Origin of the sequence: Actinomadura chokoriensis (assembly GCF_039529475.1) — a bacterium.
In the GTDB taxonomy this organism is placed as follows: domain Bacteria; phylum Actinomycetota; class Actinomycetes; order Streptosporangiales; family Streptosporangiaceae; genus Spirillospora; species Spirillospora bangladeshensis.
The window spans coordinates 196302-218686 of record NZ_BAAAMW010000004.1 but is presented as its reverse complement, the minus strand read 5'-3'; the positions used below and the strand labels follow the sequence as shown (position 1 = coordinate 218686).

20 protein-coding genes and 1 riboswitch are annotated in these 22385 nt (G+C 71.1%); of the genes, 10 read left to right on the top strand and 10 right to left on the bottom strand.

The genetic code is table 11. From position 1 onward, the window contains the following. Positions 1-35: 35 nt before the first annotated feature. Positions 36-989, top strand: a complete 954-nt coding sequence (locus tag ABFX46_RS11630; protein ID WP_346041786.1) for an ATP-binding cassette domain-containing protein — start codon at positions 36-38, stop codon at positions 987-989. Then, on the top strand, positions 986-1870 hold the full coding sequence (locus tag ABFX46_RS11625; RefSeq protein WP_346041785.1) for an ABC transporter permease: 885 nt from the start codon (positions 986-988) through the stop codon (positions 1868-1870). The genes ABFX46_RS11630 and ABFX46_RS11625 overlap by 4 nt, the downstream gene beginning before the upstream one ends. On the opposite strand, the gene ABFX46_RS11620 is transcribed toward ABFX46_RS11625, so the two are convergent. After that, the gene (locus ABFX46_RS11620) at positions 1852-4878 is read right to left on the bottom strand and encodes an ATP-binding protein (protein WP_346041783.1); all 3027 of its coding nucleotides are present in this window, start codon (positions 4876-4878) and stop codon (positions 1852-1854) included. The two genes, ABFX46_RS11625 and ABFX46_RS11620, sit on opposite strands and share 19 nt — an antisense overlap. A 22-nt stretch (positions 4879-4900) precedes the next feature. Continuing rightward, positions 4901-5185, bottom strand: a complete 285-nt coding sequence (locus tag ABFX46_RS11615) for a putative quinol monooxygenase (protein WP_346041782.1) — start codon at positions 5183-5185, stop codon at positions 4901-4903. Between the two features lie 208 nt (positions 5186-5393). On the opposite strand from ABFX46_RS11615, the gene ABFX46_RS11610 reads away from it, so the two are divergent. Then, entirely contained in the window at positions 5394-5519 is a 126-nt protein-coding gene (locus tag ABFX46_RS11610) for a hypothetical protein (protein ID WP_346041780.1), read from the top strand. Positions 5520-5533: 14 nt separating this feature from the next. After that, positions 5534-6103, top strand: coding sequence for a hypothetical protein (locus ABFX46_RS11605; RefSeq protein ID WP_346041779.1), 570 nt, complete (start codon positions 5534-5536; stop codon positions 6101-6103). A 383-nt stretch (positions 6104-6486) separates the two neighbouring features. Here ABFX46_RS11605 and ABFX46_RS11600 read toward each other — a convergent pair whose 3' ends face one another. The 3 genes from ABFX46_RS11600 to ABFX46_RS11590 all read right to left on the bottom strand — a co-directional run bounded on the left by ABFX46_RS11600 (position 6487) and on the right by ABFX46_RS11590 (position 8720). Next, entirely contained in the window at positions 6487-7764 is a 1278-nt protein-coding gene (locus ABFX46_RS11600; RefSeq protein ID WP_346041777.1) for an RNA-guided endonuclease InsQ/TnpB family protein, read from the bottom strand. A 267-nt stretch (positions 7765-8031) separates the two neighbouring features. Next, entirely contained in the window at positions 8032-8433 is a 402-nt protein-coding gene (locus ABFX46_RS11595; protein WP_346041776.1) for a hypothetical protein, read from the bottom strand. Then, positions 8412-8720: an ATP-binding protein gene (locus ABFX46_RS11590; protein WP_346041774.1), complete on the bottom strand. Its 309-nt coding sequence runs from the start codon at positions 8718-8720 to the stop codon at positions 8412-8414. Before ABFX46_RS11590 ends, ABFX46_RS11595 begins: the two co-directional genes overlap by 22 nt. Positions 8721-9011: 291 nt before the next feature. Here ABFX46_RS11590 and ABFX46_RS11585 point away from each other — a divergent pair, with 291 nt between their 5' ends. The 4 genes from ABFX46_RS11585 (at position 9012) to ABFX46_RS11570 (ending at position 10975) form a co-directional block, all read left to right on the top strand. Beyond that, entirely contained in the window at positions 9012-9815 is an 804-nt protein-coding gene (locus ABFX46_RS11585; protein ID WP_346041773.1) for a helix-turn-helix domain-containing protein, read from the top strand. After that, positions 9806-9991, top strand: a complete 186-nt coding sequence (locus tag ABFX46_RS11580) for a DUF397 domain-containing protein (RefSeq protein WP_346041772.1) — start codon at positions 9806-9808, stop codon at positions 9989-9991. The genes ABFX46_RS11585 and ABFX46_RS11580 overlap by 10 nt, the downstream gene beginning before the upstream one ends. Before the next feature lie 35 nt (positions 9992-10026). Further along, positions 10027-10212: a DUF397 domain-containing protein gene (locus ABFX46_RS11575; RefSeq protein WP_346041771.1), complete on the top strand. Its 186-nt coding sequence runs from the start codon at positions 10027-10029 to the stop codon at positions 10210-10212. 127 nt (positions 10213-10339) lie between these two features. Next, complete coding sequence (locus ABFX46_RS11570; protein ID WP_346041769.1) at positions 10340-10975, top strand: pentapeptide repeat-containing protein; 636 nt, start codon at positions 10340-10342, stop codon at positions 10973-10975. A gap of 62 nt (positions 10976-11037) precedes the next feature. Here the strand turns inward: ABFX46_RS11570 and ABFX46_RS11565 are convergent, their stop codons facing one another. From ABFX46_RS11565 to ABFX46_RS11545, 5 genes are all read right to left on the bottom strand, one after another. After that, on the bottom strand, positions 11038-11493 hold the full coding sequence (locus ABFX46_RS11565) for a lamin tail domain-containing protein (protein WP_428831239.1): 456 nt from the start codon (positions 11491-11493) through the stop codon (positions 11038-11040). A 182-nt stretch (positions 11494-11675) separates the two neighbouring features. After that, complete coding sequence (locus tag ABFX46_RS11560) at positions 11676-15515, bottom strand: trypsin-like peptidase domain-containing protein (RefSeq protein WP_346041767.1); 3840 nt, start codon at positions 15513-15515, stop codon at positions 11676-11678. After that, positions 15494-15826, bottom strand: coding sequence for a CU044_2847 family protein (locus ABFX46_RS11555; protein ID WP_346041766.1), 333 nt, complete (start codon positions 15824-15826; stop codon positions 15494-15496). The genes ABFX46_RS11560 and ABFX46_RS11555 overlap by 22 nt, the downstream gene beginning before the upstream one ends. A 115-nt stretch (positions 15827-15941) precedes the next feature. After that, positions 15942-17657 carry a serine/threonine-protein kinase gene (locus tag ABFX46_RS11550; RefSeq protein WP_346041765.1) on the bottom strand — a complete coding sequence of 572 codons (1716 nt, stop codon included), beginning with the start codon at positions 17655-17657 and terminating at the stop codon, positions 15942-15944. 112 nt (positions 17658-17769) lie between these two features. Next, positions 17770-18033, bottom strand: a complete 264-nt coding sequence (locus tag ABFX46_RS11545; protein ID WP_346041763.1) for an SDR family oxidoreductase — start codon at positions 18031-18033, stop codon at positions 17770-17772. 297 nt (positions 18034-18330) lie between these two features. Between ABFX46_RS11545 and rox the strand changes: the two genes are divergently transcribed. Together rox and metE are read left to right on the top strand one after the other, a co-directional pair. Next, positions 18331-19758: a rifampin monooxygenase gene (gene rox, locus ABFX46_RS11540; protein WP_346041762.1), complete on the top strand. Its 1428-nt coding sequence runs from the start codon at positions 18331-18333 to the stop codon at positions 19756-19758. A gap of 31 nt (positions 19759-19789) precedes the next feature. After that, a riboswitch (cobalamin riboswitch) is annotated at positions 19790-19998 on the top strand. A gap of 101 nt (positions 19999-20099) precedes the next feature. Next, positions 20100-22346, top strand: a complete 2247-nt coding sequence (gene metE, locus ABFX46_RS11535) for a 5-methyltetrahydropteroyltriglutamate--homocysteine S-methyltransferase (protein WP_346041761.1) — start codon at positions 20100-20102, stop codon at positions 22344-22346. Positions 22347-22385 lie beyond the last annotated feature (39 nt).

Sequence of the window (22385 nt, the reverse complement as noted above, 5' to 3'; positions counted from 1 at the left end):
GCGGTTTGTGAGCGGCGCCCGGAAGCCTCCGGGGCATGGGTTACGCGTTTCAGGCCGAAGGCCTGGTCAAACGATTCGGGAAAACGACCGCGCTGGCGGGGGTGGAGCTCGCGGCGCGGCCGGGGACGGTGCTGGGCGTCCTCGGCCCCAACGGCGCGGGGAAGACGACTGCGGTACGGATCCTCGCGACGCTTCTGCGTCCCGACGCGGGGCGGGCGGAGGTCTGCGGGCTGGACGTCGTGCGCGACGCGGCGAAGGTGCGGGAGCTGGTCGGCCTCACCGGGCAGTACGCGTCCGTGGACGAGGACCTCACCGCGACCGAGAACCTCGTCCTCATCGGGCGCCTGCTCGACATGCGGAAGGCGGAGGCGCAGGCCCGCGCGGCCGAACTGCTGGAGCGGTTCGAGCTCACCGACGACGCCGGGCGCCGGGTGTCCACGTACTCGGGCGGGATGCGGCGCCGCCTCGACCTCGCCGCGAGCATGATCGGACGTCCCGCCGTGATCTTCCTGGACGAGCCGACGACCGGCCTCGATCCGGGACGGCGGGAGGAGGCGTGGCGGCTGATCCGCTCGATGACCGACGGCGGCGGGACGGTCCTGCTGACCACCCAGTACCTGGAGGAGGCCGACGCCCTCGCCGACGAGATCACCGTCATCGACCGCGGCGCCGCCATCGCGTCCGGCACGCCCGCCGAGCTGAAGCGGATCGCGGGCGGGCAGACGATCACCGTCCGGCCGCGCGACCCGGGGCGGCTGGACGAGGTCACCGCGATCCTGCGCGGAGTGTCGGGACGCGAGGTCGAGCCGCCGCACCGGGACGTCGTCTCGGTGCCGGTCGACGGGGACGGCGCCTTCACCGAGACCGTCCGCCGCCTCGACGCCGCCGGGATCGGCGTCACCGAGCTGTCGCTGCGGCTGCCCAGCCTGGACGAGGTCTTCCTCACCCTGACCGGCCACCGCACGGACGAGAAGGAGGTCGCGGCATGAGCGAGGTGAACCAGGAGGCCGTCTCCGCGCAGGCGGCACCGATGGCGGACACGGTCGTCGGCTCCGGCGCGGCGGCCGGGCGCGCGTCCCGGCCGGCGTCCGGGCGGGCGAGCGGTCCGCGGTTCCGGCTCGTCCGGCACAGCCTGCTGCTCGCGGGGCGGAGCCTGACCAAGACGCGGCGCAGCCCAGGGGTGCTGAGCGACGCGCTGTTCATGCCGATCCTGTTCCTGCTGCTGTTCGTGTACCTGTTCGGCGGCGCGGTGTCCGGCTCGACGCGCGCGTACCTGCAGTACGTGTTCCCCGGCGTGCTGGTCATGACGATGCTGCTCGCCGGGATGCTGGCGACCGGGCTCAGCATCAACACCGACATCAAGAAGGGCGTCTTCGACCGGTTCCGCAGCCTGCCGATCGGACGTTCCGCGCCGCTCGTCGGGATCGTCCTCGGCGACATGGTGCGGTACGTGGTCGCGGCCGTGGTGCTGTTCGCGACCGGTTACCTGATGGGCTTCCGCGTCCAGACGGACCTGGTGTCGGCGCTGGCGGCGACCGGCCTGGCGACGGCGCTGGGCTTCGCGCTGGGCTGGGCCAACGTCCTCATCGGCGTCCTGATCAGGGAGGAGGTCATCGTGCAGACGGTGGCGTTCCTCGGCATCTTTCCGCTGGCGTTCGGCACGAACATGGTCGTCCCGGCGGACACGATGCCCGGCTGGCTCCAGGCGTGGGTCGAGGTCAACCCGGTCAGCGACGCGGTGGACGCCTCGCGGGGCCTGCTGATCGGCGGGCCGGTCGCGGGTCCGGCGACGACGACGCTGCTGTGGTCGGCGGGGTTCCTGGTCGTGTTCGGGCCGCTCGCCGTCGCCGCCTACCGGCGCCGCAGCTGATCGTCCAGCAGGGCGAGCGCGCCGGTCACGTCCAGCCGCCGGCCCCGCTCGTAGGCGTCGCGGTAGGCGCGTTCGCCCAGGTCGCGGCGGAGGCGGCGGGTGAGGCCGGCGACGTCGGGGTTGAACGCGTCGGGCGCGCCCCGCAGGACGGACGCGGCGCCGAGCGCCTCGGCCGCCGCGCCCGGATCGGCGGCGGCGCGCAGCCGGGCGACCCCGTATCCGGCGACGGCGGCGATCGGCATGTCGGGGGCGTCGACGGCGAGGGCGAGCGCCCTGCGCAGGTGCCGGCGCGCCGCCGCCGGGTCGTCCCGTCCGATCGCCATCTGGCCGTGCGCCGCCTCCAGCAGCGAGCCGAACTGGGGGTAGGACGGGACGCGGTCGAGGTCGCGTCGAGCGGCGGCGTAGTGCTCGGCGGCCTCGTCCGCGTCACCGGCGTGGCGGGCGAGGTCGCCGAGCGCGACGCGGACGTGCACCAGGTACCGGGACGGGGTCGCGGCGCCCGGCGCGACCATCGCGGCCAACTCCCCGCGCGCCGTGCGGACGTCGCCGGAGTGGGCCCGCGCGACGGCGAGCATCACCCGCTGCATGGACGTGTCGGCGTCCTCGTCCAGCTCGCGCAGCAGCCCGATGGACTCCTCCAGCGCTTCGATCGCCTCGCCGAAGCGCCCGTCGACGGTCTGCGCCCCGGCCGCGAAGGTCAGCGCGAGCGCCAGCCCGGCCCGCTCCCCGGCCTCGCGGAACCCCCGCTGGGCCACGGCGATGTCGGCGCGCATCTGCCCCATCTCGTCCTGGTTGCCGTTGAGCATGGCGCGCATCAGGTGCAGCGCCGCCCTCGTCCAGGGGTCGTCCTCGGGCAGCCGCCGGTCGATGGCCGCGACGCCGCCGGCCGGGTCGTGGTTCAGCAGCGCCGCCGCCGGCTCGATCAGCGCGGCGAGCGGGTGGTCGGTCGGCGCGTACTCGCTGATCAGGGGGTCGTCGCGCGCGTCGCCCCCGGACATGACGGTGTTGAACACGTAACCGCCCAGCGCCGCCGCCTCCCCCGGCACCGGGCCCCGGCGCGGGACCGTGAGCGCGAGCCGCAGCCGCCGCGCCGCCTCCGCGTGGTCGCCCTGGATCATCCAGAACGTGGCGAGCGCGGCGCCCATCCGGACGGCCGCCTCCGCGTCGCCCTCGTCCACGGCGTGCTGGAGTGCGGCGAGGAGGTTGTCGCGCTCCGCCGTGAGCAGCCGGATCCAGGTCAGCTGTTCCGGGCGGCGCAGATGCGGCTCCGCCCGTTCGGCCAGGTCGAGGAAGCATCGGACGTGCGCGTCGCGCGTCTTGCCGATCTCCGCTTCGGCGGCCAGCCGCTCCAGCCCGTATTCGCGGATCGTCTCCAGCATGCGGAAGCGCGGCTCGGGGCCGTCGACGCCCTGGAGGAGCGAGCGGTCGACGAGCGAGTCGAGGAGTTCGAGGGCATCGCGGGCGCCGGTCACCGCGGCCGCGGTCTCGGGCGTGATCGTGCCGGGGAACACCGACAGCCGCTCGGCGAAACGGCGCTCGGGCTCGTCCAGGAGGTCCCAGCTCCACGCGACGACGGCGCGGAGCGTCCGGTGCCGGGGCAGCGCCGTCCTGCTCCCGCCGGTCAGCAGCCGGAAGCGGTCGTCGAGCCGGGCCGCGAGCTGTTCCAGGGACATCGACCGCAGCCGGGCGGCGGCCAGCTCGATCGCGAGCGGGAGCCCGTCCAGGCGGCGGCAGATCTCGTCGACGGCCCGCGCGTCCGCCGCGAACCCGGGCCGGACGGCCGCCGCCCGCTCGGCGAACAGCTCGGCGGACGACGCGGCTTCGAGCGGCGGAACCGGGCAGAGCGCCTCACCGTCGACCCCGAGCCGCTCCCGGCTCGTCGCGAGGACGCGCAGGCTGGGGCAGGCGCCGAGCAGCTCGTCCGCCAGCCCGGCCGCCGCGTCCAGGACGTGTTCGCAGTTGTCCAGGACGATCAGCGTCTCGTCGGCGGACAGCGCCTCGACCAGCCGATGCGTGCCGTCCCGGAGCCCGAGGACGCCCGCGACCGCCCCGGGGACGTCGGCCGGATCATGGACGGCGGCCAGCTCGACCAGCCAGACCCCGCCGGGGAACCGCCCGGCCAGATCGGCGCCGACCTTCGTCGCGAGCCGCGTCTTGCCCGCCCCGCCGGGCCCGACCAGGGTGACGAGCCGCCCGTCCCAGAGCGCCCGCGCGACCCATGCGCGCTCGCCCTCCCGTCCGACGAAGGTGGTCGGCGGCACCCGGAGATTCCCGCGCGCCCGCTCCCTCGGGGCGGCCCGCAGGACGGCGAGATAGGCGGCCTGTAGTTCCTTGCCGGGATCGGCGCCCAATTCGTCCGCCAGCACGCCCCGGAACTGCTCGAAGGCCGCCAGCGCCTCGGCCGACCGGCCGCCCCGGTGAAGCGCCTCGACGAGCAGCGCCCGGGGCCGCTCCCGCAGCGGATGCAGCGCCGCCAGCTCCTCCAGCTCCGCGACCAGCCGCGCCGGGTCTGCCCCGGCGGCCAGCTCGGCGGCCAGCCGATCCTCGACCGCCGAGACCCGGAGCGCCTCCAACCTGACGGCCGCCGCATCCGCGAAGGGAACCCCGGCCGCATCGACCAGCGCGTCCCCGCGCCACAGCTCAAGCGCCTCCCGCAACAGCGCCGCCGCACCCGGAGCATCTCCGTCCCGCAGCGCCCGCTTGCCCTCGCCCGCCAGCCGCTCGAACTCCGGAGCGTCAACCGACTCGACGTCCAGGACGTAACCGCCGGGCACGGACCGCAACCGCCCGTCCGGCAGGCACCGCCGCAACCGCGAGACGAGCGCCTGCAACGCGTGCACGCCAGGACCGCCCTCGGGCCACAAGGCTTGGACGAGCGCCTCGGCCCCGACCGTCCGCCCGGGTTCCAGCGCCAACCGGATCAGCAACGCCCGCAACCGGGCCCCGCCGACGACGACGTCGCGCCCCTGGTCCGCCACGACCAACGGCCCGAGGATCAGAACCCGCACCCCTCAACTCTGCCATTCGCCGCTAGGGCGCCTCGACCCCCGAGATCAGATACCTCATCACCTCGGCGTGCCGGATCTGCACCGCCTGCTCCGGCTCGGGCCCCGCCCCCCGGAACCGCTCGACGTCCTCGCCGCTCTCCCACCGCTCGTACACGTTGACCCGGTCGGGCTCGACAGGGTCGACCGAGACCGCGAAGTCAAGACACCCGGGCGCCGCCCGCGCCATCTCGACGACCTCCCGGCACCCCTCCACATAGGCGTCCCGGCCCCCGGCGTCCACCCGCAGCATCCCCGAAATAATGATCACCAGATCCCCCTCCGTCTCGTCCCCCCACCATGCCCCACCCCACCGACACCCACGTCGAGGCGTCACAACACGTCTGCGCAGTTGCCGACGCGGGACCCTTGTTCTCCAATCGGCGAACATGTACTAAGGGACAGTACACTCGGATTAGTACCTGCTACATGCCCGCGAAGGCAATACTCGCTGCCATCCGTGCCGCTATCGAAGCCGGGTGGCTGCGCTGCCCTGGCGGGCGAGGTTGCTGCCCCAACTGAACATCTACGGAACGCCGCGTGTGGCCGAGCACGAGGCGGCGAAGATCTACAAGGCCGTCGCCGGGTGTCCGGCCAGCCGCTGAGAGAGGAGGACCGAGTGAACGTGTACTGGTTCGATCTTGAGATCGCGGGGCCGGTGACGGACGAACACGTCGACCGGCTGGCGGAAGTGATCATCGCCAACTCCGGTGAGGGCGTCGATGCCACCGTCCAGGCCGATGACCGAGGTGGCGTCGTCATGTTCTCCCGTGAGGCCGACGACGTCGCCGGGGCTATCATGTCGGCGATCACGGATGTCCGCGAAGCGGGGATGACGGTGACCGGCGTCGACGGTGGGGACCTCGTCGCCGTCGAGACGATGGCCACCAGGGCCAAAGTGACGGTCCACGCCGTTCGGCACTGGATCGGGGGTGTGCGTGGTCCCGGCGGTTTTCCCGAACCCGTCCGGCAGCGGCTGTTCTCCTGGGCACAGGTGTCCGCCTGGCTCGTTCGGAACAGGCTCGGCGACGTCGACCACGCCGCAGTGGAAGTCGCTCGCGCTTCCGTGTTCTTCAACGCGCTGTTGACGGCCGATCGCATGATGGACGACGTCATTCCGAAGCACCGTCGAGCTGAGCTGGCACAGGTCTCCACCAAACTGGCGAGGCAAAAGGCCGCTTGTAGTTGATGGAGGAGCAACGGACCGCCCTGGCGAGCGACCAGGCGGAGGCCATCCGGGTACCGTCCGCCCCCTGTGCGCAGCGGCCATGCGCGTCCCACATGCCGGCGATCAGGCCGGCAGCGCGGGCCACGCGGACATTTTGGCCGCGCGAAGGACGCCGATCACCAATCGCCCCAGCAGGGGAGAGCGACGAGGGGACGTCGTACGACGAACAGGAGCGCGAGCCGGGACGTTCCAGGTGCCGTCCGGTCTGCGGGTGGACGGTGTGCTGGGACGACGCACGGGCCGGGGTTGAGGACGGCCCAGAATGCCGTAGAGCTGCCGGGCCAGGTCGGCGGCGGTCTTGGCCTCGACAAGGCGATCCGGCAGAAGCGCCCACAGTGACCCGGTCAACTACTCGGCCCTGAAGGGACCGAGCTTGCTCGTTCGGTCCTTGGGGGGCTTTGTTCGCGCTCCCGACTGCCCGTTACGGTGGGGCGGTCACGGGTCGCATCCACCTGCCCGTCGCTATGCGGGGGCGGGTTGGGCATGTTGACGAATACCCACGCCGAGCGTGCGCGGTCGCGCACGTTGACCCCGGCGACGACGTCGGCGGGCCCAGCGAGGCCGCACCGGCGACATGTGAAGTGGTCCCGTGAGGGACGGTTGTTCCTGGCGGTGTGGCCGCAGCGGGGGCAGCGCTGGGAGGTGTAGGCCGGATCCACCTCGATGTAGGGCACGCCGTGGCGGCGTGCCTTGTAGGCGATGAACTGCCCGAGTTGGTGGAAGGGCCAGGACGACAGGCGTGCCCGCTGGTCGCGTGGAACCGTGACCCGTCCGCGGATCCCACTCAAGTCCTCGAGTGCGATGCCGCGTCCGGTGCGTGCCGCGACGGCGACGACCTGCTTGGAGATCGTGTGGTTGACGTGCCGGGCGTGCCGCGCCTCGCGGCGGGCCCGCTTCTTCAACAATCTGGCGGCCGACCGGGTGCGTTTGGCCTGGAGTTCGGCGCGTTTGCGGGCCTGCCACCGCCGGTACCGGCCCAGCCGACGCCCTTGGTGGTTGTCGCCGTCTGAGGTGGTGGCCAGGTTGACGATGCCGCGGTCCACCCCCACCCAGTCGGCCGGCTCGAACACCGGTGGTTCGGGGACGTCGCAGGTGGCCAGCAGGAACCACATGCCGTCCCGGTGGACGAGATCGGATTCTCCTTTCCGGTGCGCGGCCAGTCCCTTGGCCTGGTCGGGGGAACAGGTGAACCGCAGGTTCTTGCAGCGCCCGGCCGTTGTCCAGATGCTGACGGTGCCCGCGTCCAACTGCCACGACAGGCACCGGTCGTCGAAGGTGTGCGCGGCGTCCGGGCGGAACACGATGGGTTTGGACTCGGCTTTGCGGCGCCGTGCGGATGCCGGGCCGCCCAGACGACCGTTGCGGATGGTGCCGCGCAGGGCGGTGTAGGCGTCCACGACCCGTTTGATCACGTGCTGGGCGGCCTGAGCGCCGAGCCCGCCGGCTTTGAGATCGCCGTAGCACAGCCTCCGCAAGGGCAGTTCACGGCAGCGCAGCCCGAACTCTGCGAAGGCCGCGGCCGAGACCTGGTCGGCGGCGGTGTTGACCCGATGCAGAGTGTCAGCCAGTGCCGCCGCCTGCTCGGGCGTCGGCAGCAGCTTGACCTGCACCACCAATTTCACAGTCCGTGACTGTATCATTACGAACTCTGGGTTGTCTGGGGCCGATACGGGGCGGCGCCGAGGCGCCACGGACGAGAGAAGCGATTCCTCCCGGCCCTGAAGGACCGGGGTTCCTCGCTAGAAGCCCGCTGAACTCCCCGTGCCAGATGCACAGCCCAGGGAAGGAGCGACGCAGCTCATCAAGGGCCCTATCGATGTCAAGATCCAGTTCCAGGGCTCCCGCCTGGCGAACGTTCGCGATGGACGGGTGGTGGGGAGTTTGGGCATTCATGCTGTACCTCCGATAGCAGGTCGCCTCCAGGTGGCCGGATACATGCGGTGCTTGAGGAGGCCGTCGACCTGGTCGGCCGCGTACTTGGCGTCGCCGCAAGGTGCGAGGTAGCCGTGCCGTCCGCGTCCGGCCTGGTGGTAGCCCCAGCCTCCGGCCACGGCGCAGACGGTGACGGCGACCCGCACGTGGTCATCGGGCCCGAACGCGAAGACCCAGAGGACAGGCGGACGCGAGGGCAGATCAGTCGCCTCGTAGAGCTTGACGCACCGGTACCCCTTGGCCTGGACGGCGACGGCCAGCAGATCCAGGTACCGGGTCGCGACGGGGCGCCCGCGCCACGTCCGCCAGCGCAGCACATAAGGCTCGGCCTGGACGCTCACCGGGCGCAACGAGCCCACGTGACCTTCCCCTCCCCGTCCAGCGGCCGGACGCCCCAGTCATGGACGAGCTGCGCCATGAGCAGCAGCCCGCGTCCGCTGGTCGCGCCATGGTCTTCGTCCCGGACGACCGGGAGCGCGGCCCCCTCGTCCTGAACCTCGATGACGGTCAGGGGCTCGCACGCATCCCGGAAAATGCGGACGATGATCTGCCCGACTCCGACGTGCTTGTACGAATTTGTAACCAGTTCCGTAACCACGAGCCGGCCGAAGAAATCGTCGGTGTGCCCGAGTTCGGCGAACCGCACGGTCAGATAGCGCCGCGCCCTGGCAGGCGCCCGATCCGTCGGCTCCAGAACCAACGCCGGCCTCTCCGGCGCAGCGGCAACAACGGGCATGGTGGCCCCTTCCGCGTGGACGGTGTTCGATCTCGGACAGGTCATTCGTCCCGTATCGGGTGCTCTCTCCGAAATCACTCTCTGTTGTCGAACGACCACCATGAAGCCACGTGGCGGCGTACGTTAGCTGTCAACTGGCTAAGCACCCGCAAACTGGTTGCGCGAGTTAGCGCGGGTGTTGCCCCACGAGAAAGGCTCGGCATGGCTGTGACCAGGGAGAAGAGCAAGAGCAGCCCGGAGCTGCGAACCTTCGGCACGGAAGTACGGCGGTTGCGCGAGGTAGCAGGACTCAAGCAGGTAGAGCTGGCCACGCTGGTGAACGTCACGCGCGCCTACGTCAGCCATGTGGAACTTGGCAAGACGTGCTGCCGTTACGATTTCGCGACCCGGCTGGACGCCGCACTACGGGCCAACGGCGAGGTCATCGCGGCGTGGAATGCACTCGTGGAATCGATCAAGTCAGCCAAGTACGCGGCCCACTTCGTGAACTTTCCAAAGGCCGAGTCCACGGCCAGCTTGATCCGTGTCTATGAGACACACATCGTAAACGGTCTTTTCCAAACAGAGGCGTACGCAAGCGCGATCCTCAAGGACCCGGCTGACGTGGCCACCCGGATGAACCGGCAGAAGCACGTGCTCAGCGATCCCGCACCGAAGATATTTGTGGTCCTCGAAGAAAGCATCCTGCGCAGGCAGGTCGGCACCGTCCAAGTCATGCGCGAGCAACTCGAACACTTGCTGGAACTGTCCCACCGAAACGGCATTCGGCTGCAGGTGCTCCCGACCGTCTATGTTGAGGAGGCGCGAGCCGCGTTCGCCATCGCCACCCAGGGCGACCGGAGCGAGGCCGCATACATCGTCACCGGAACCGGCGGCTTCACCAGCGCAGACGCTGAAGACCTTGCCGCACTCAACGAAACCTTCGCTAGTCTGCAAGCCGAGGCGCTCAACGTGAGAGACACCCGGGCGCTGATCAGAAGGGTGATTGAGGAGAGATGGACCTGACCAAGGCCGTCTGGCGCAAGGCCTCCCGCAGCACTGTTCAGAACGACAATTGCGTCGAGATCGCCGGCGTATCCGCCACCGTGGCAATCCGCGACAGCAAAGATCCCAATGGCCCGATGCTCACCATGAAGCGCACCGACTTCAAGCGCTTCACCGAAGCCATCAAAAACCTCTAAACCCAGACTGGGTCCACCCGAAGGAGAGGCAGGGGATGAAGCCGAGCACGGCCGCCTGGCGCACGGCAAGTCGGAGCACAGAAAATGGCGGCAACTGCGTGCAACTCGCTTCTGTGGGCGATTTGATCTCCATCCGGGACAGCAAGGATCCCGGCGGGCCCGTGGTCGCCATGAAGCGCGACGACTTCCAGCGCTTCGCTGAGGTGCTCAAGAGCATCTGAGGCCACGCTTCGAGGCCGGGCGGGGGCTTGGCTGGGTGCGGGGGGCGGGGCTTGTGGGGCTAGTAGAGTCGCGCGGGTGGTGAGTGGTGGTGTGCGGGCTCGTTCTTCTCGGCGGCTCAAGGAGCCCGTGGCTCCTGTGATTCCGGGGTCGCTGGGTGAGGCCGGTCCCGCGGACGGTGAACTGGTCGACGATGGCGTGTACCTGTCGATGCGGTTCGGGGCGCTGGATCTGGCGGAGCGGGACGCGGAGGACGCCGAGTTCGAGCGTTGCCGCTTTCAGGAGACGCGCCTGTCCGGGACGAGCATGCGGCGAGTCGAGTTCAGGGACGTCGAGTTTGCTTCGTGTGATCTGGCGAACCTGAAGCTGTCCGACTCGCGCGTTTTCAACGTTGTGATTGAGGGCAGCCGTCTCACCGGGACGTCGATGACCGGCTGCTCCCTGCGGGACGTGCTGGTCAGCAACTGCCGCGCCGACCTCTCGTCCTTCCGCTTCAGCCGGTTCAAGAACGTGGTGTTCCGGGACTGCAACCTGACGAACGCGAACTTCCAGGAGGCCGACCTCACCGGAGCCCGGTTCGAACGCTGCAAGCTCGGCGGGGCGCAGTTCAGCAACGCCGGTATGAAGGGCACACGGCTCTCCGAGTGCGACCTCTACGGGGTGCACGGCGTCCAGAGTTTCGCGGGTGCCGTGGTGGCCACCGGCGACGCGCAGGGTCTACTCCTCACGCTCGCGTCGGCGATGGGCATCACCATCGAGAACTGAGAGGGCGGCCGCCGTTTCTCGGCCGCCCTGCTCATCGCCTCGTTCGTGAGCGGCGGGACGGATCAGCAGTACGTCGAGGAGCCCTTCTTACCCCACGAGCACTTGTCCGCCACCTTTCCGTTCGCGTACAGCAGGTACGCGGTGTCGCCGGTGTTGTTCCACACGTACCAGCTCTTGCCCCAGTAGCGGTGGGTGGCCGTGTTCTTGCCCTTGCCGGTGTGAATGTAGACCGACTTCCGGCCCGCGAGCCTGTAGGAACCGAACGTGTAGGTGTAGCCGGTCTTGTCGCGGAGCTTGACGCCCTTCAGGCTCTTCGACAGCCGGGACGTGTTGAACAGTTGCACCCATTCGCCGTTCAGCGACTTGTTCGACCCCGTGTCGCTGCCGGGCGAGTTGTAGTACACCCGGTAGATCTGCACCGGACTCGCGGCCTCGGCCGGCGTCGCCACCAGCACCCCGGCTCCCGCCACCGCGATCGCGGCGGCCCCCGTGACGAGAAGCTTCCTCACCCTGCGCATCCCTTCGATCGAACGAATCCCCAGTTGTACCGGTATTCGCCGACACCTGGTGATAGCTGGCCAGCTTCGGGTCCGCCGTCAACCGGCCTCGTCGGACGCGCGTCCCACATACCGCGTTTCCGCAGGTCATCCGGGAAAACCCGGAGTTCCGTCGCGGGAACCCACGGGCGGCCCGAGTCCGGTTAGGAGAAGTCCTTCGCCAAGGTTGTAAGGGCTTGGTCGGCTACGTCTTCGTCGGGGGCGCTTGTCAATGCCGTCAGGTGGTCGATGGCGGCTTTCCGGTCGTAGAAGCCGAGGAGGCGAGCGGCCAGGACGCGATAGGAGACGACCCCGGTGAGGTCGACCTCCGGCGGTTTTCCCGTGGCTTCGTCTGAGCGGAAGTAGTTCTTTCGCGCTCGTTTGACCCTGGCGATTTCGGCGCGCACCAACTCGGCCCTTGCGTCGTCCGTCGTCGGGTCCTTGCTCAGTGCGGCGAGGGCTTCCAACCCGCGGGCGCGGTCGGTGGCCGCCAACTCGAACGCGGCGCGTACGCGGTGCATGCCGTCCAGGCTCGTATCGGTGGCGAGGGCGGCGAACAGGTCGGGGACGCCCGCCTCCATGGCGGCGTGCAGGCGGCGGGCGCCGTCGAGGTCGCGTTCCGCGCTGAGGGACGCGAGCGCGGCCTGCGCGTCCGGGGAGTCCAGGGCGACCAGGCGGCAGGCGATCTCCAGCCGGTCGGGGGCGCTGATCGCGTCGTCGGTGACCAGCGCTTCCAGGGTGAGCCGACCCGACTCCGGGGCGAGCCGGCTCAGCCTCAGCGCGGCCCGGGTTCGGTGCACGCCGGCGATCCGCTCGTCATGCGCGATGGCCGTCAGCGCGAAGGGCAGGGCACTTCGGTCGACCCAGTCGAGGTGGTGGGCGGCTGCTGCGCGGTCGGCCTCGGGAACGCGGCGGTCGGCGGCCAGTGCCAGGAGCGCGTTCGCCGCACGCGGTCGGCTGAGCCAGGCCAGCGCCAGAGCCGCCTCAAGTCGGCCGTCGGCGCCGGACGCCGGGTCGGCTGTGATCTTGGACAGGGCGGCGATGGCCTGTAAGGCGTCGAAGTCGGCCAGTGCGGCGGCGGCGCGGGCGCGGCTCACTCCGTCCGCGTGGCGGTCCGCGGCGATGAGCGCGAACGCGCTTCGGGCATGGTCACCGCGCAGTTGCATCAGTTCCCTGGCGGACCTGACGCGATAGGACGCCTCGACCGCCGGGTCGAAAGCGATGGCGGCGAACAGTTCGGCGGCCCTCGGTCGGAAATCCCACCCGTGGACGACGACACCGATCAAGGTCGCGACGGCGGACAGGCGGTCGGGGCCCGGCACCGTCCGGTCCTCGGCGACCGCGGTGAGCGCGTCGGCTCCCAGCGGCGGGTCCTGGGTGAAAAGGCGCGCCGCCGCCCATTGGCGGTAGGAGCCGGGAAGAACCGATCCGCTCGCGATCGTCCCGAGGATCTCCGCCCGCGTGGGCAGGTCGACGCGGTCGAGCAGGCCGGCCGCCGCCCAGCGCCGCGTCTCACCGGCGATGTGCTCGGCCAGGGCCATTCTCGCCAGCAGTTCATCGCTCCGCCGCCGGCTCAGGACGGTCAGTTCGTACACAATGGCCTGCTGGACGGCGAACGGCGTCTCCCACTCCAGCGCGAGGGGCTCCAGAACGGCCGCGGCACGGCCGGGACCGGCGCGGACGAGACCGCGGATCGCCTCCCTGCGCTCGAAATGGTCGAGACCGCCGTCGGTCGCGAACCGCTTCCAATAGGCGAATCCCAGGTCGGAGTCGATCAGCGTCAGGGCCTCCAAGGCATCACTCTGCCTGCGGGACCATCCGCCGCCGGTGCCGGCCGAGAGTTCTTCCAGTTCGTTCCGCACCTCGTCCACGACGTCGTCCGGAAACTCGACGCCGTCGTTCACCAGCGCGGCGAGGAACGCCATTCCCGCGAGGCCCATACCGCGCAGGGCCACCGCGACGTCCCGGGCTTGGCCGGGTGAGCGCTCGATGAGCACGGCCGACCTGAGCAGCGCGAACGAACTGCGTCCGAGGATCATTCCGAAGTTCATTTCCGGGACGATGTCGGCGGGAGTCTCACGGGCGCACACCGCCAGGTATTCCAGGATCGTCTGGTGGAAGAACTCCAGTTCCCCGGACCGCTCGACCACCAGGCCGCTCAGCCGCAGCACCTCCTCCACCAGGTTCCGCCATTCCCCGGCGGGCAGATGCGCGGGTCGCAGATCCGCCACGCACGCGACGGCGAGGTCGAGGAGCGCCTCCCGGCCCTGCCCGCCCAGCCGCCGGTCGGCGATGTGGTCCAGCAGCGGACGCAGATCGGCCAGCAGTTCGTCCACGGCCTGCTCGGCGGCCGTTCCGTACGGCTTCATCCGCTGCTGGAGGCGTTCCAGCGCGTTCATCTGCGTGTGCCGTTTGGCCATCAGCACCGAGACGAATTCCTCGTACAGGCCGACCCGGCTGGGCGGCAGGCGCCGCCCGTCGTGGTTCGCGAAGACGACGCACAGCATCGTCGCGATCAAGGGGATCTCGGCGAGCCGGTTCAGGCGGCTGAGCGCGAGCCGGTCGAGAAAGGACACGACGAGGGCGTCCGGGTCGGGCATGCCCAGCGCGGAGAACCATTTCCCGGCGAACTCGGGAAGCTGGTCCGGGGAGAACGGCTCGATCTCGTAGAACGGCAGGCCGTCCTCGCGGAACCGGTCCAACTGCCCCTGCGGAAGCGGCCGGGTCGTCACGAGGAACGAATAGCGGGAAGACCGGGAGCGCCAGAACGCGACCGTTTCCAGCACACGCCGGCGGCGCTCGGGGTCCAGGATCTCGTCGACCCCGTCCACGAGGATCATCCAGGGGACGCCGGGCAGCGGCTCGTCCTCGAACAGGTCCGCCAGCCGCCGGTCCGCCAGCCGCGCGCCCAGCGCCGCCGTGACCCCGTCGGCGAGCGCCTCGGGGAGCGGGCAGTCCGCGGCCAGCGCACCCGCCGGGACCAGGACCGGTACGCCCGGCGCGCCCGCGCCGTCCAGCCAGCGGCCCGCGCTCGTCTCCGCCAGGTGGCGCAGCAGGCTCGACTTCCCCGTGCCGGGTCCGCCGACCACGAACACGCACCGCCGGTCGCCTTCGAGCAGCAGGTCGGCCTGGACGGGCCGCGCCTCCACCGCCAGGTCGTCGCCGTCCCCCTTCGCCTCCTGCCCGCGGATCACGGGGCTCGCCTGCTGGCGCAGGTAGACGGAGCCGAGTTGCGGCGCGTTGGCGAGCGCGAGCCGGTACGGATGCTCGCGCGCGGTCAGCTGCGCGGCTTCGAGGTAGCCGCGCAGCCGGGGGCTCGGGTGGCACCAGCGCCCCGCCGCCAGTTGCCGCTCGTCCAGCAGCCGGAACCACGGCAGGCGGTCGGGGGACGGCACCGACGGCGGTTTCAGATCCGGGACGGCTTCGAAAACGCGCTCCGCTCCGATGAGACGGGCGCCCGGAGGCCCACCGGGCGGGGCATCGGCGCGACGCAGAACCCCGCACACTCCGCCCGTGCGCCAATTGAGCACGGGACCGCCGCTGAAGCCCTCAATGGCCCGTCCCTCGGTCACCCTGAGCAGTTCCACGCCTTCGGCATTCACCGAGGGGCCGTCATAGACGGAACGGATGACATCGCCCTGCCGATAGGCGCCGCCCGGATGCCCGTAGGCCCACAGCTCGTCGCCCGGCTCCATTTGCTCGGCCAAGCACGCCACGGGATGGTCGAGTTCTCCGACCACTTTCAGCAAGGCCAGGTCGTGCTCTGGGAGGAATCCCGATGGCGTGACCGCGAGCTTGAATTCGCGGTCGCCCCACTGCCCGACCACGTGCTCCGGGGGTTCGCTCCCCGGCGCGGTGACGACGTGCGCGCAGGTCAGCACCTGTCCGGGCGCGACGAAGAAACCCGTACCGATCCTGTCGTCGGCCGACACCATGACCGTCGCGGCGCGCAGTGCCTCGGCCAGCGCCGCCCGGCCCTCCTTCATGGGCTCGGCTGACCCCACTCCATCGTGACCTTCAGCGTCGACTTCGCGGACGCCTTGCCGAGCACCGCCACGAGCTTTCCGGTCTCCATTGCGACCTCGCACCCGAATTCGACCGCGAACCGGGTCGCGCCGCTCGTGCTCAGCGACGTCCCGAGCTGTTCGCCGAACTGCCGGATCGCCGCGATCACCTCGGTCATGTCCGGTTTCACAGCGGCGATGTCCCGCTCTTCGCCGAAGCCTCCCCCGCTTCCGGGGCGCAGTTCCGACGCCTCGATGTAGAGCGTCGCCCCGCCCAGGTCCACCGGCACGCGCTCGGGCGTGTCCTCCATACGGCCTCCCCGTTACGTCCTCTCAGTCTGCCAGTGGCGAAACGCCGCCGAAAGTGCCGAATACCAGCGGGTTCCCGCCGTTCACGAGCAGCGCCGGCCGGGCCCCGGCACGGGGTCAGACGATGCGGGCGCAGAGGACGCCTTCGCGGAAGTCCGTCCACCGCCACGAGCCGTCCGGGCACCTGCTCTCGTAGTAGCCGGTGAACTGGAGGATGTAGGTGAATTTCTTGGGGACGCGGTCCGAGTCGCAGCTCCACGAGGTCATCAGGCCGTGGCCGCTGATGGCCGGTATGCCTTTCTTGCTGCCCTTCTTGCCGAGGAAGCACTCGCCCTTCCTGAACTGCCGCCGCAGGCAGAGGTAGATCGCTTCTCCGTCGTGCCAGGGGGACCGCCACCAGGTCTCCCCGTCGAGCGCGTTGGAATCGCACCCGCCGCTCGAATCCTCCACCCCGGTCACCCGCACGTAGGCGTCGCTCCGGTCGCAGGACACCGCACGCGGCATGTCCTCGCTCCACTCGCCGAGCTCGTAGGGGTCCTCGTAGGCGTCCAGGCAGTCGTTCACCGAGATCTCGTCGAACGCCTCAAAGGTCGGGTTCGGCGTCGGGGACGGACTCGACGTCGGCCGCCGGGTGCTCCCCTCGTCGCTCGTGAGTCCGGACGTCCGGCTGGAGGACGGCGTCGGGGACGAGGTGGAGCCCGCATTGCGCGACGTGCCCGACTTGTCCGTGGCGGCGTAGGCGACCAGCAACGCGATCACCAGGACGCCGATGACCCCGGCCGCGATCCCGCCGGCCGGCTTCGCCGGCGCCTTGGGCTGCGGCGGCCGCCCCTGCGGCCGCCCCGCCTGCGGTTGCGATTGCGGTCGCGGCGGCGGAGGTGCCTTCGGCCCGGACTTCTTCTGCCGCGGACCGGCCGGAGGCCGCTCGTCCGTGTCGGGCTTCTTCGCGAACTGCTCGGTCTCGGCCACGCGGGTGGCGATCATCGTGCTGTACGTCTTCGGCAGCGGCATCGCTCCGTCCGCGGCCAGTGCGGAAAGGCGCTCCAGGAACTCGCCGGTCGGCGGACGGTCGTCCGGGTCCTTCTCCAGCCCCGCCGCGATCAACTCCAGCAGCGCCGCCGGGACGCCCGTCAGGTCAGGGTCCTCATGCCGCACGCGGTAACCGAGGGCATCGGGCGGCCCCTCCCCGAACGGATGCCGGCCGGTCACCGCGAAGCTCAGCACGGCGGCCAGGCAGAACACGTCACTGGCCGGACCGATGTCGCGGCCAAGGTACTGCTCAGGCGACATGTACCCCGGCGTGCCCACCACCGTCAGACTCTGCGAACTGGCGTCCATCGCCCGCGCGATGCCGAAGTCGATGATCCGGGGACCGTCCGCCGCCAGCATCACGTTCCCCGGCTTGAGGTCCCGGTGGATGACGTTCTGGTCGTGGACGGCCTGCAGCCCTTCGGCGAGCCCGGCGCCGAGCGAGGCCGCCGAGCCCTCGGGCAGCGGGCCGTTCTCGTCGACGGCGTCCTGCAGCGTCGGCCCCGCGATGTACTCGGTGACCAGCCACGGCGGGTCGGCGTCGGTGTCGGCGTCCACGACCTGCGCCGTGTAGAAGCCGCCGATGCGGCGCGCCGCCGCGACCTCCTTGGCGAACCGGCGCCGGAACGAGGCGTTGTCGGCGAAGTGCGGGTGGACGATCTTGACCGCGACCAGCCGCCGCCCCCGCGAGCGGCCGAGATAGACCTGGCCCATCCCGCCGGCCCCGAGCCGCGCCAGCAGCCGGTACGGCCCCACCCGCGCCGGATCGCCGTCCCTGAGCCCCTTGAGTCCTGCGCCGGACATCCCACCCCGCCTCACGCCTGCCGAACACCCTTGTCTATCTGAGGGCAAGCGTAACGAGAGCGATCACCCCGCTCTGCGTCCTCGGACGCACTCACACCCGACCGCCCGCCGCTCAGCGCTCCGGCGGCCGGGCCTCCTCGGGGTCCCGGCCGTCGAGGAAGTTCTCGTACCGCTCGGTGGTGATCGATCCGAGCGCGACGACGTTCGTGTGGATGCCGTGCGGTCCGTAATCGACGGCGAGTGCCCGGCTGAGCCCTTCAATGGCGGCCTTCGCCGTCGCGTACGGGAGGGAACCGCGCACCGGACGCTGCGCCTGATGGGACGAGACATTCACGACGGCACCACCCGTCCCGGTCACCACGTACGACCGACTCACGGCATCCCCTTTCAACGACGTCGTCCGCGCCCGCGATCTGCGACGGGCGCCCAGAACATCTTCAGCAAATGTCGGTCGTCACCGTCCACGCCTTTTCGCGTTTGCGGACGTCACGTCCCAGAGGTAACTGCACACATGGGCCATCAGCGAGGATCGTCCCCGGCACACGAAAAAGGCAAGGAGAACGGGCTCCTTGCCACTACTAACGTATAGCACGCAGGGGGGCTTGCGGCAAGGCCCGGGTGATGCCGCACAATCGTGGGCCGACGCCAGAACCTGCGGAAACGGGGGGTTTCCTTGATCGATGTGATCGTTGCCGGCGGCGGGCCGACCGGCCTGATGCTGGCGGCCGAGTTGCGGCTGCACGGCGTGCGCGTGCTCGTCGTGGAGAAGGACGCGGAGCCGACGAGAATTGTCCGCTCGCTCGGCCTGCATGTGCGCAGCATCGAGGTGATGGACCAGCGCGGATTGCTGGAGCGCTTCCTCGCGCACGGCACCAAGTATCCGCTCCGCGGCCATTTCGCCGGTATCGACAAGCCGCAGCCCGAACGGCTCGACACCGCGCATCCCTACATCCTCGGCATTCCGCAACCGGTCACCGACCGGCTGCTGGCCGAGCGGGCCGCCGAACTCGGCGCCGAGGTCCGGCGCGGCTGCGAGCTGGTCGGGCTGAGCCAGGACGAGGACGGGGTGACCGCCGACCTCGCCGACGGAGCACGCCTGCGCTCCCGCTACCTCGTCGGCTGCGACGGAGGCCGGAGCACGGTGCGCAAGCTGCTCGGCGTCGGCTTCCCCGGCGAGCCCGCGAAGACCGAGTGGCTGACCGGCGAGATGGAGGCGACCGAGGACCCGGAGAAGATGGCCGCCATCGTCGCGGACGTCCGTGAGACCCATCGCACGTTCGGCGTCGGCCCGGTCGGCGACGGCGTCTACCGCGCCGTCGTGCTCGCCGAGGGCGTGTCCGGGGACCGCGCCGCACCGCCCTCGCTCGACGAGGTGAAACGGCGCCTGCGGGTGTTCGCCGGCACCGACTTCGGCGTCCACTCGCCGCGCTGGCTGTCCCGGTTCGGCGACGCGACCCGGCTCGCCGAGCGCTACCGCGCCGGCCGGGTGCTGCTGGCCGGCGACGCGGCGCACGTCCATCCGCCGCTGGGCGGGCAGGGGCTCAACCTCGGCGTCCAGGACGCGTTCAACCTCGGCTGGAAACTGGCCGCCGCGGTCGTCGGACGGGCCCCGGAGACGCTGCTCGACACCTACGAGACCGAGCGGCGCCCGGTGGCCGCCGACGTGCTGAACAACACCCGCGCGCAGGCCGAGCTGCTGTCCCTGGAGCCCGGCCCGCAGGCGGTGCGCCGCCTGCTCGCGGAGCTGATGGACGTCGGGGAGGTGACCCGGTACCTGATCGAGAAGACCACGGCGATCGGCGTCCGCTACGACTTCGGGGAGGGCCATCCCCTGCTCGGCCGGCGGCTGCGGGACGTCCCGCTGAAGCGCGGCCGCCTCTACGGGCTGATGCACGAGGGCCGCGGGCTGCTGCTCGACCAGACCGGCCGGCTCGCGGTCACCGGATGGGCCGACCGCGTCGACCATGTCGCGGGCGCCAGTGCGGAACTCGACGCGCCCGCCGTTCTCCTGCGCCCGGACGGCCACGTCGCCTGGGTCGGGGACGACCAGGCCGACCTGCTCGAACACCTGCCCCGCTGGTTCGGCCCGCCCGCCGCCTGACGGCGCCCCGGGGCGCGCGGGCGAGGCGGCGGTAGACTCCGGATGCGGATGGTTCGCTCGTTTCGAGCGTCGTAAGAGGGAACCCGGTGCGAGTCCGGGACTGCCCCGCAGCGGTGAGCGGGAACGACCGCCGTCATACGCACTGGGCCCGCCGGCCTGGGAAGCGACGGCCAGTAGGACGCCTCCTCCGAGGAGGCGACGCCCGCGAGTCCGAAGACCTGCCTCCGCCCGCGCGCCGCCCGGCGCGCGGTGGTCCGCGGCCTCGTGGGACGGCCGGCGACGCGGCTCCGCCGTGCCGTGCCGTCCTCGCGGTCGCCCGTGGCACAGCGAGGGAAGCCGCCATGAACACGACGATCCTCGGATATCCCCGCATCGGGGCGCGCCGGGAGTTGAAGGTCGCCACCGAGGACTACTGGGCGGGGCGCATCGACGCCGACGCCCTCGCCCGGACCGGCGCCGACCTGCGCGCCCAGGTCTGGACGGGCCTGCGGGACGCCGGAGTCGACGCGATCCCGTCGAACACCTTCTCCTTCTACGACCAGATGCTCGACACGAGCGTGCTGGTCGACGCCGTCCCGGACCGCTACCGGCGGCTGACCGGGCTCGACCGGTACTTCGCCATGGCCCGCGGTGTCCAGGACGTCCCGCCGCTCGAAATGACCAAGTGGTTCGACACCAACTACCACTACCTCGTCCCCGAGCTGGGTCCGGACACCAGGTTCCGGCTCGCGGACGGGGCCGCCGCCAAGCCGCTGGCCGAGTACCGGGAGGCGAGGGCGCTCGGCATCGAGACGCGTCCCGTGCTCATCGGCCCGCTCACCTACCTGCTGCTCGCCAAGCCCGCCGTGGACGGGTTCCGCACGCTGGACCTGCTCGACGGGCTCGTCGACGTCTACGCCGAGATCCTGGAGCGGCTCGCGGGGTCGGGTGCGCAGTGGGTGCAACTGGACGAGCCCGTGCTCGTCGCCGACCGGAGCGCGGCGGAGATCGACGCGCTCGCCCACGCGTACGCGCGGCTCGGGCGGCTGTCCAGCAGGCCCCGGCTGATGGTCGCCGCGTACTTCGGCGCGATCGGCGCGGACGCCCTGCGCGTGCTGGCGCGCAGCCGGGTCGAGGCCGTCGCGCTCGACCTCGTCGCCGGGCCCGGCACCGTGGACGTGCTCGCGTCGGTCGGCGGGCTGCCGCGCAAGACGCTCGTCGCCGGGGTCGTCGACGGCCGGAACGTGTGGCGCACCGACTCCCGGAAGGCGCTGGCCGCCTGCGCGTCCGTGCTCGGCCTCGTCGACCAGATCGTGGTCGGGACGTCCTGCTCGCTGATGCACGTCCCGCTCGACCTCGACGCGGAGACGGCGCTCGACCCGGACGTCCGCGGACGCCTCGCGTTCGCCCGGCAGAAGGTCGCCGAGGTCGTCGCGCTCGGACGGGCGCTCGGCGACGGCGTCCCGATCCCGGACGGCGCGCCGCTCCCCGGACCGGGCGTCGACCGGGGCGTCCGGGAGCGGCTCGGCGGCATCGGGGACACCCGGCGCGGCGACCGCGCCGCCCGGTTCGCCGCCCAGCGGGACGCGCTCGGCCTGCCCGACCTCGCGACCACCACGATCGGCTCGTTCCCGCAGACCCCCGAGATCCGCCGGGCCCGCGCCGACCGCAGGGCCGGACGCATCACCGAGGCCGACTACACCGCCGCGATGAAGGCCGAGATCGCCCGCGTCATCGCACTGCAAGAGGACCTCGGCCTGGACGTCCTCGTGCACGGCGAGCCCGAACGCAACGACATGGTGCAGTACTTCGCCGAGCAGCTCGACGGGTACGCGGCGACCGAGCACGGATGGGTCCAGTCGTACGGGTCGCGCTACGTGCGCCCGCCGATCCTGCACAGCGACGTCGCGCGGCCCCGTCCGATGACGGTCGGCTGGGCCGCGTACGCGCAGTCGCTGACGAGCAAGCCGGTCAAGGGGATGCTCACCGGGCCGGTCACGATGCTCGCCTGGTCGTTCGTCCGCGACGACCAGCCGCTCGCCGACACCGCCCGCCAGGTCGCGCTCGCGCTCCGGGACGAGATCGCCGACCTGGAGACCGCCGGCATCCGCGTCATCCAGGTGGACGAGCCGGCGCTGCGCGAACTCCTGCCGCTGCGCGACGAGGACCGTCCCGCCTACCTCGACTGGGCGGTCGGCGCGTTCCGGCTGGCGACGTCCGGGGTGAAGGACACCACCCAGATCCACACCCACATGTGCTACTCGGAGTTCGGCGAGATCATCGGCGCGATCGGGGCGCTGGACGCCGACGTCACCAGCGTGGAGGCGGCCCGCTCGCACATGGAGCTGGTCGGCGACCTGCGCGCCGCCGGGTACGCGAACGGGATCGGGCCGGGCGTGTACGACATCCACTCGCCGCGCGTCCCCGCCGCCGAGGAGATGGAGGACAACCTGCGCCGCGCGCTGCGGGCCGTCGAGCCGGGACGGCTGTGGGTGAACCCCGACTGCGGGCTGAAGACCCGCGCCTACCCGGAGACCGAGGCCTCGCTGCGCAACCTGGTCACGGCCGCGCACCGCGTCCGTGCCGGACTGCCGGGCAAACGCGGCTGACCCCCCGCCGCCGCATGGCCCGCCCCCACCCCGGGCCAT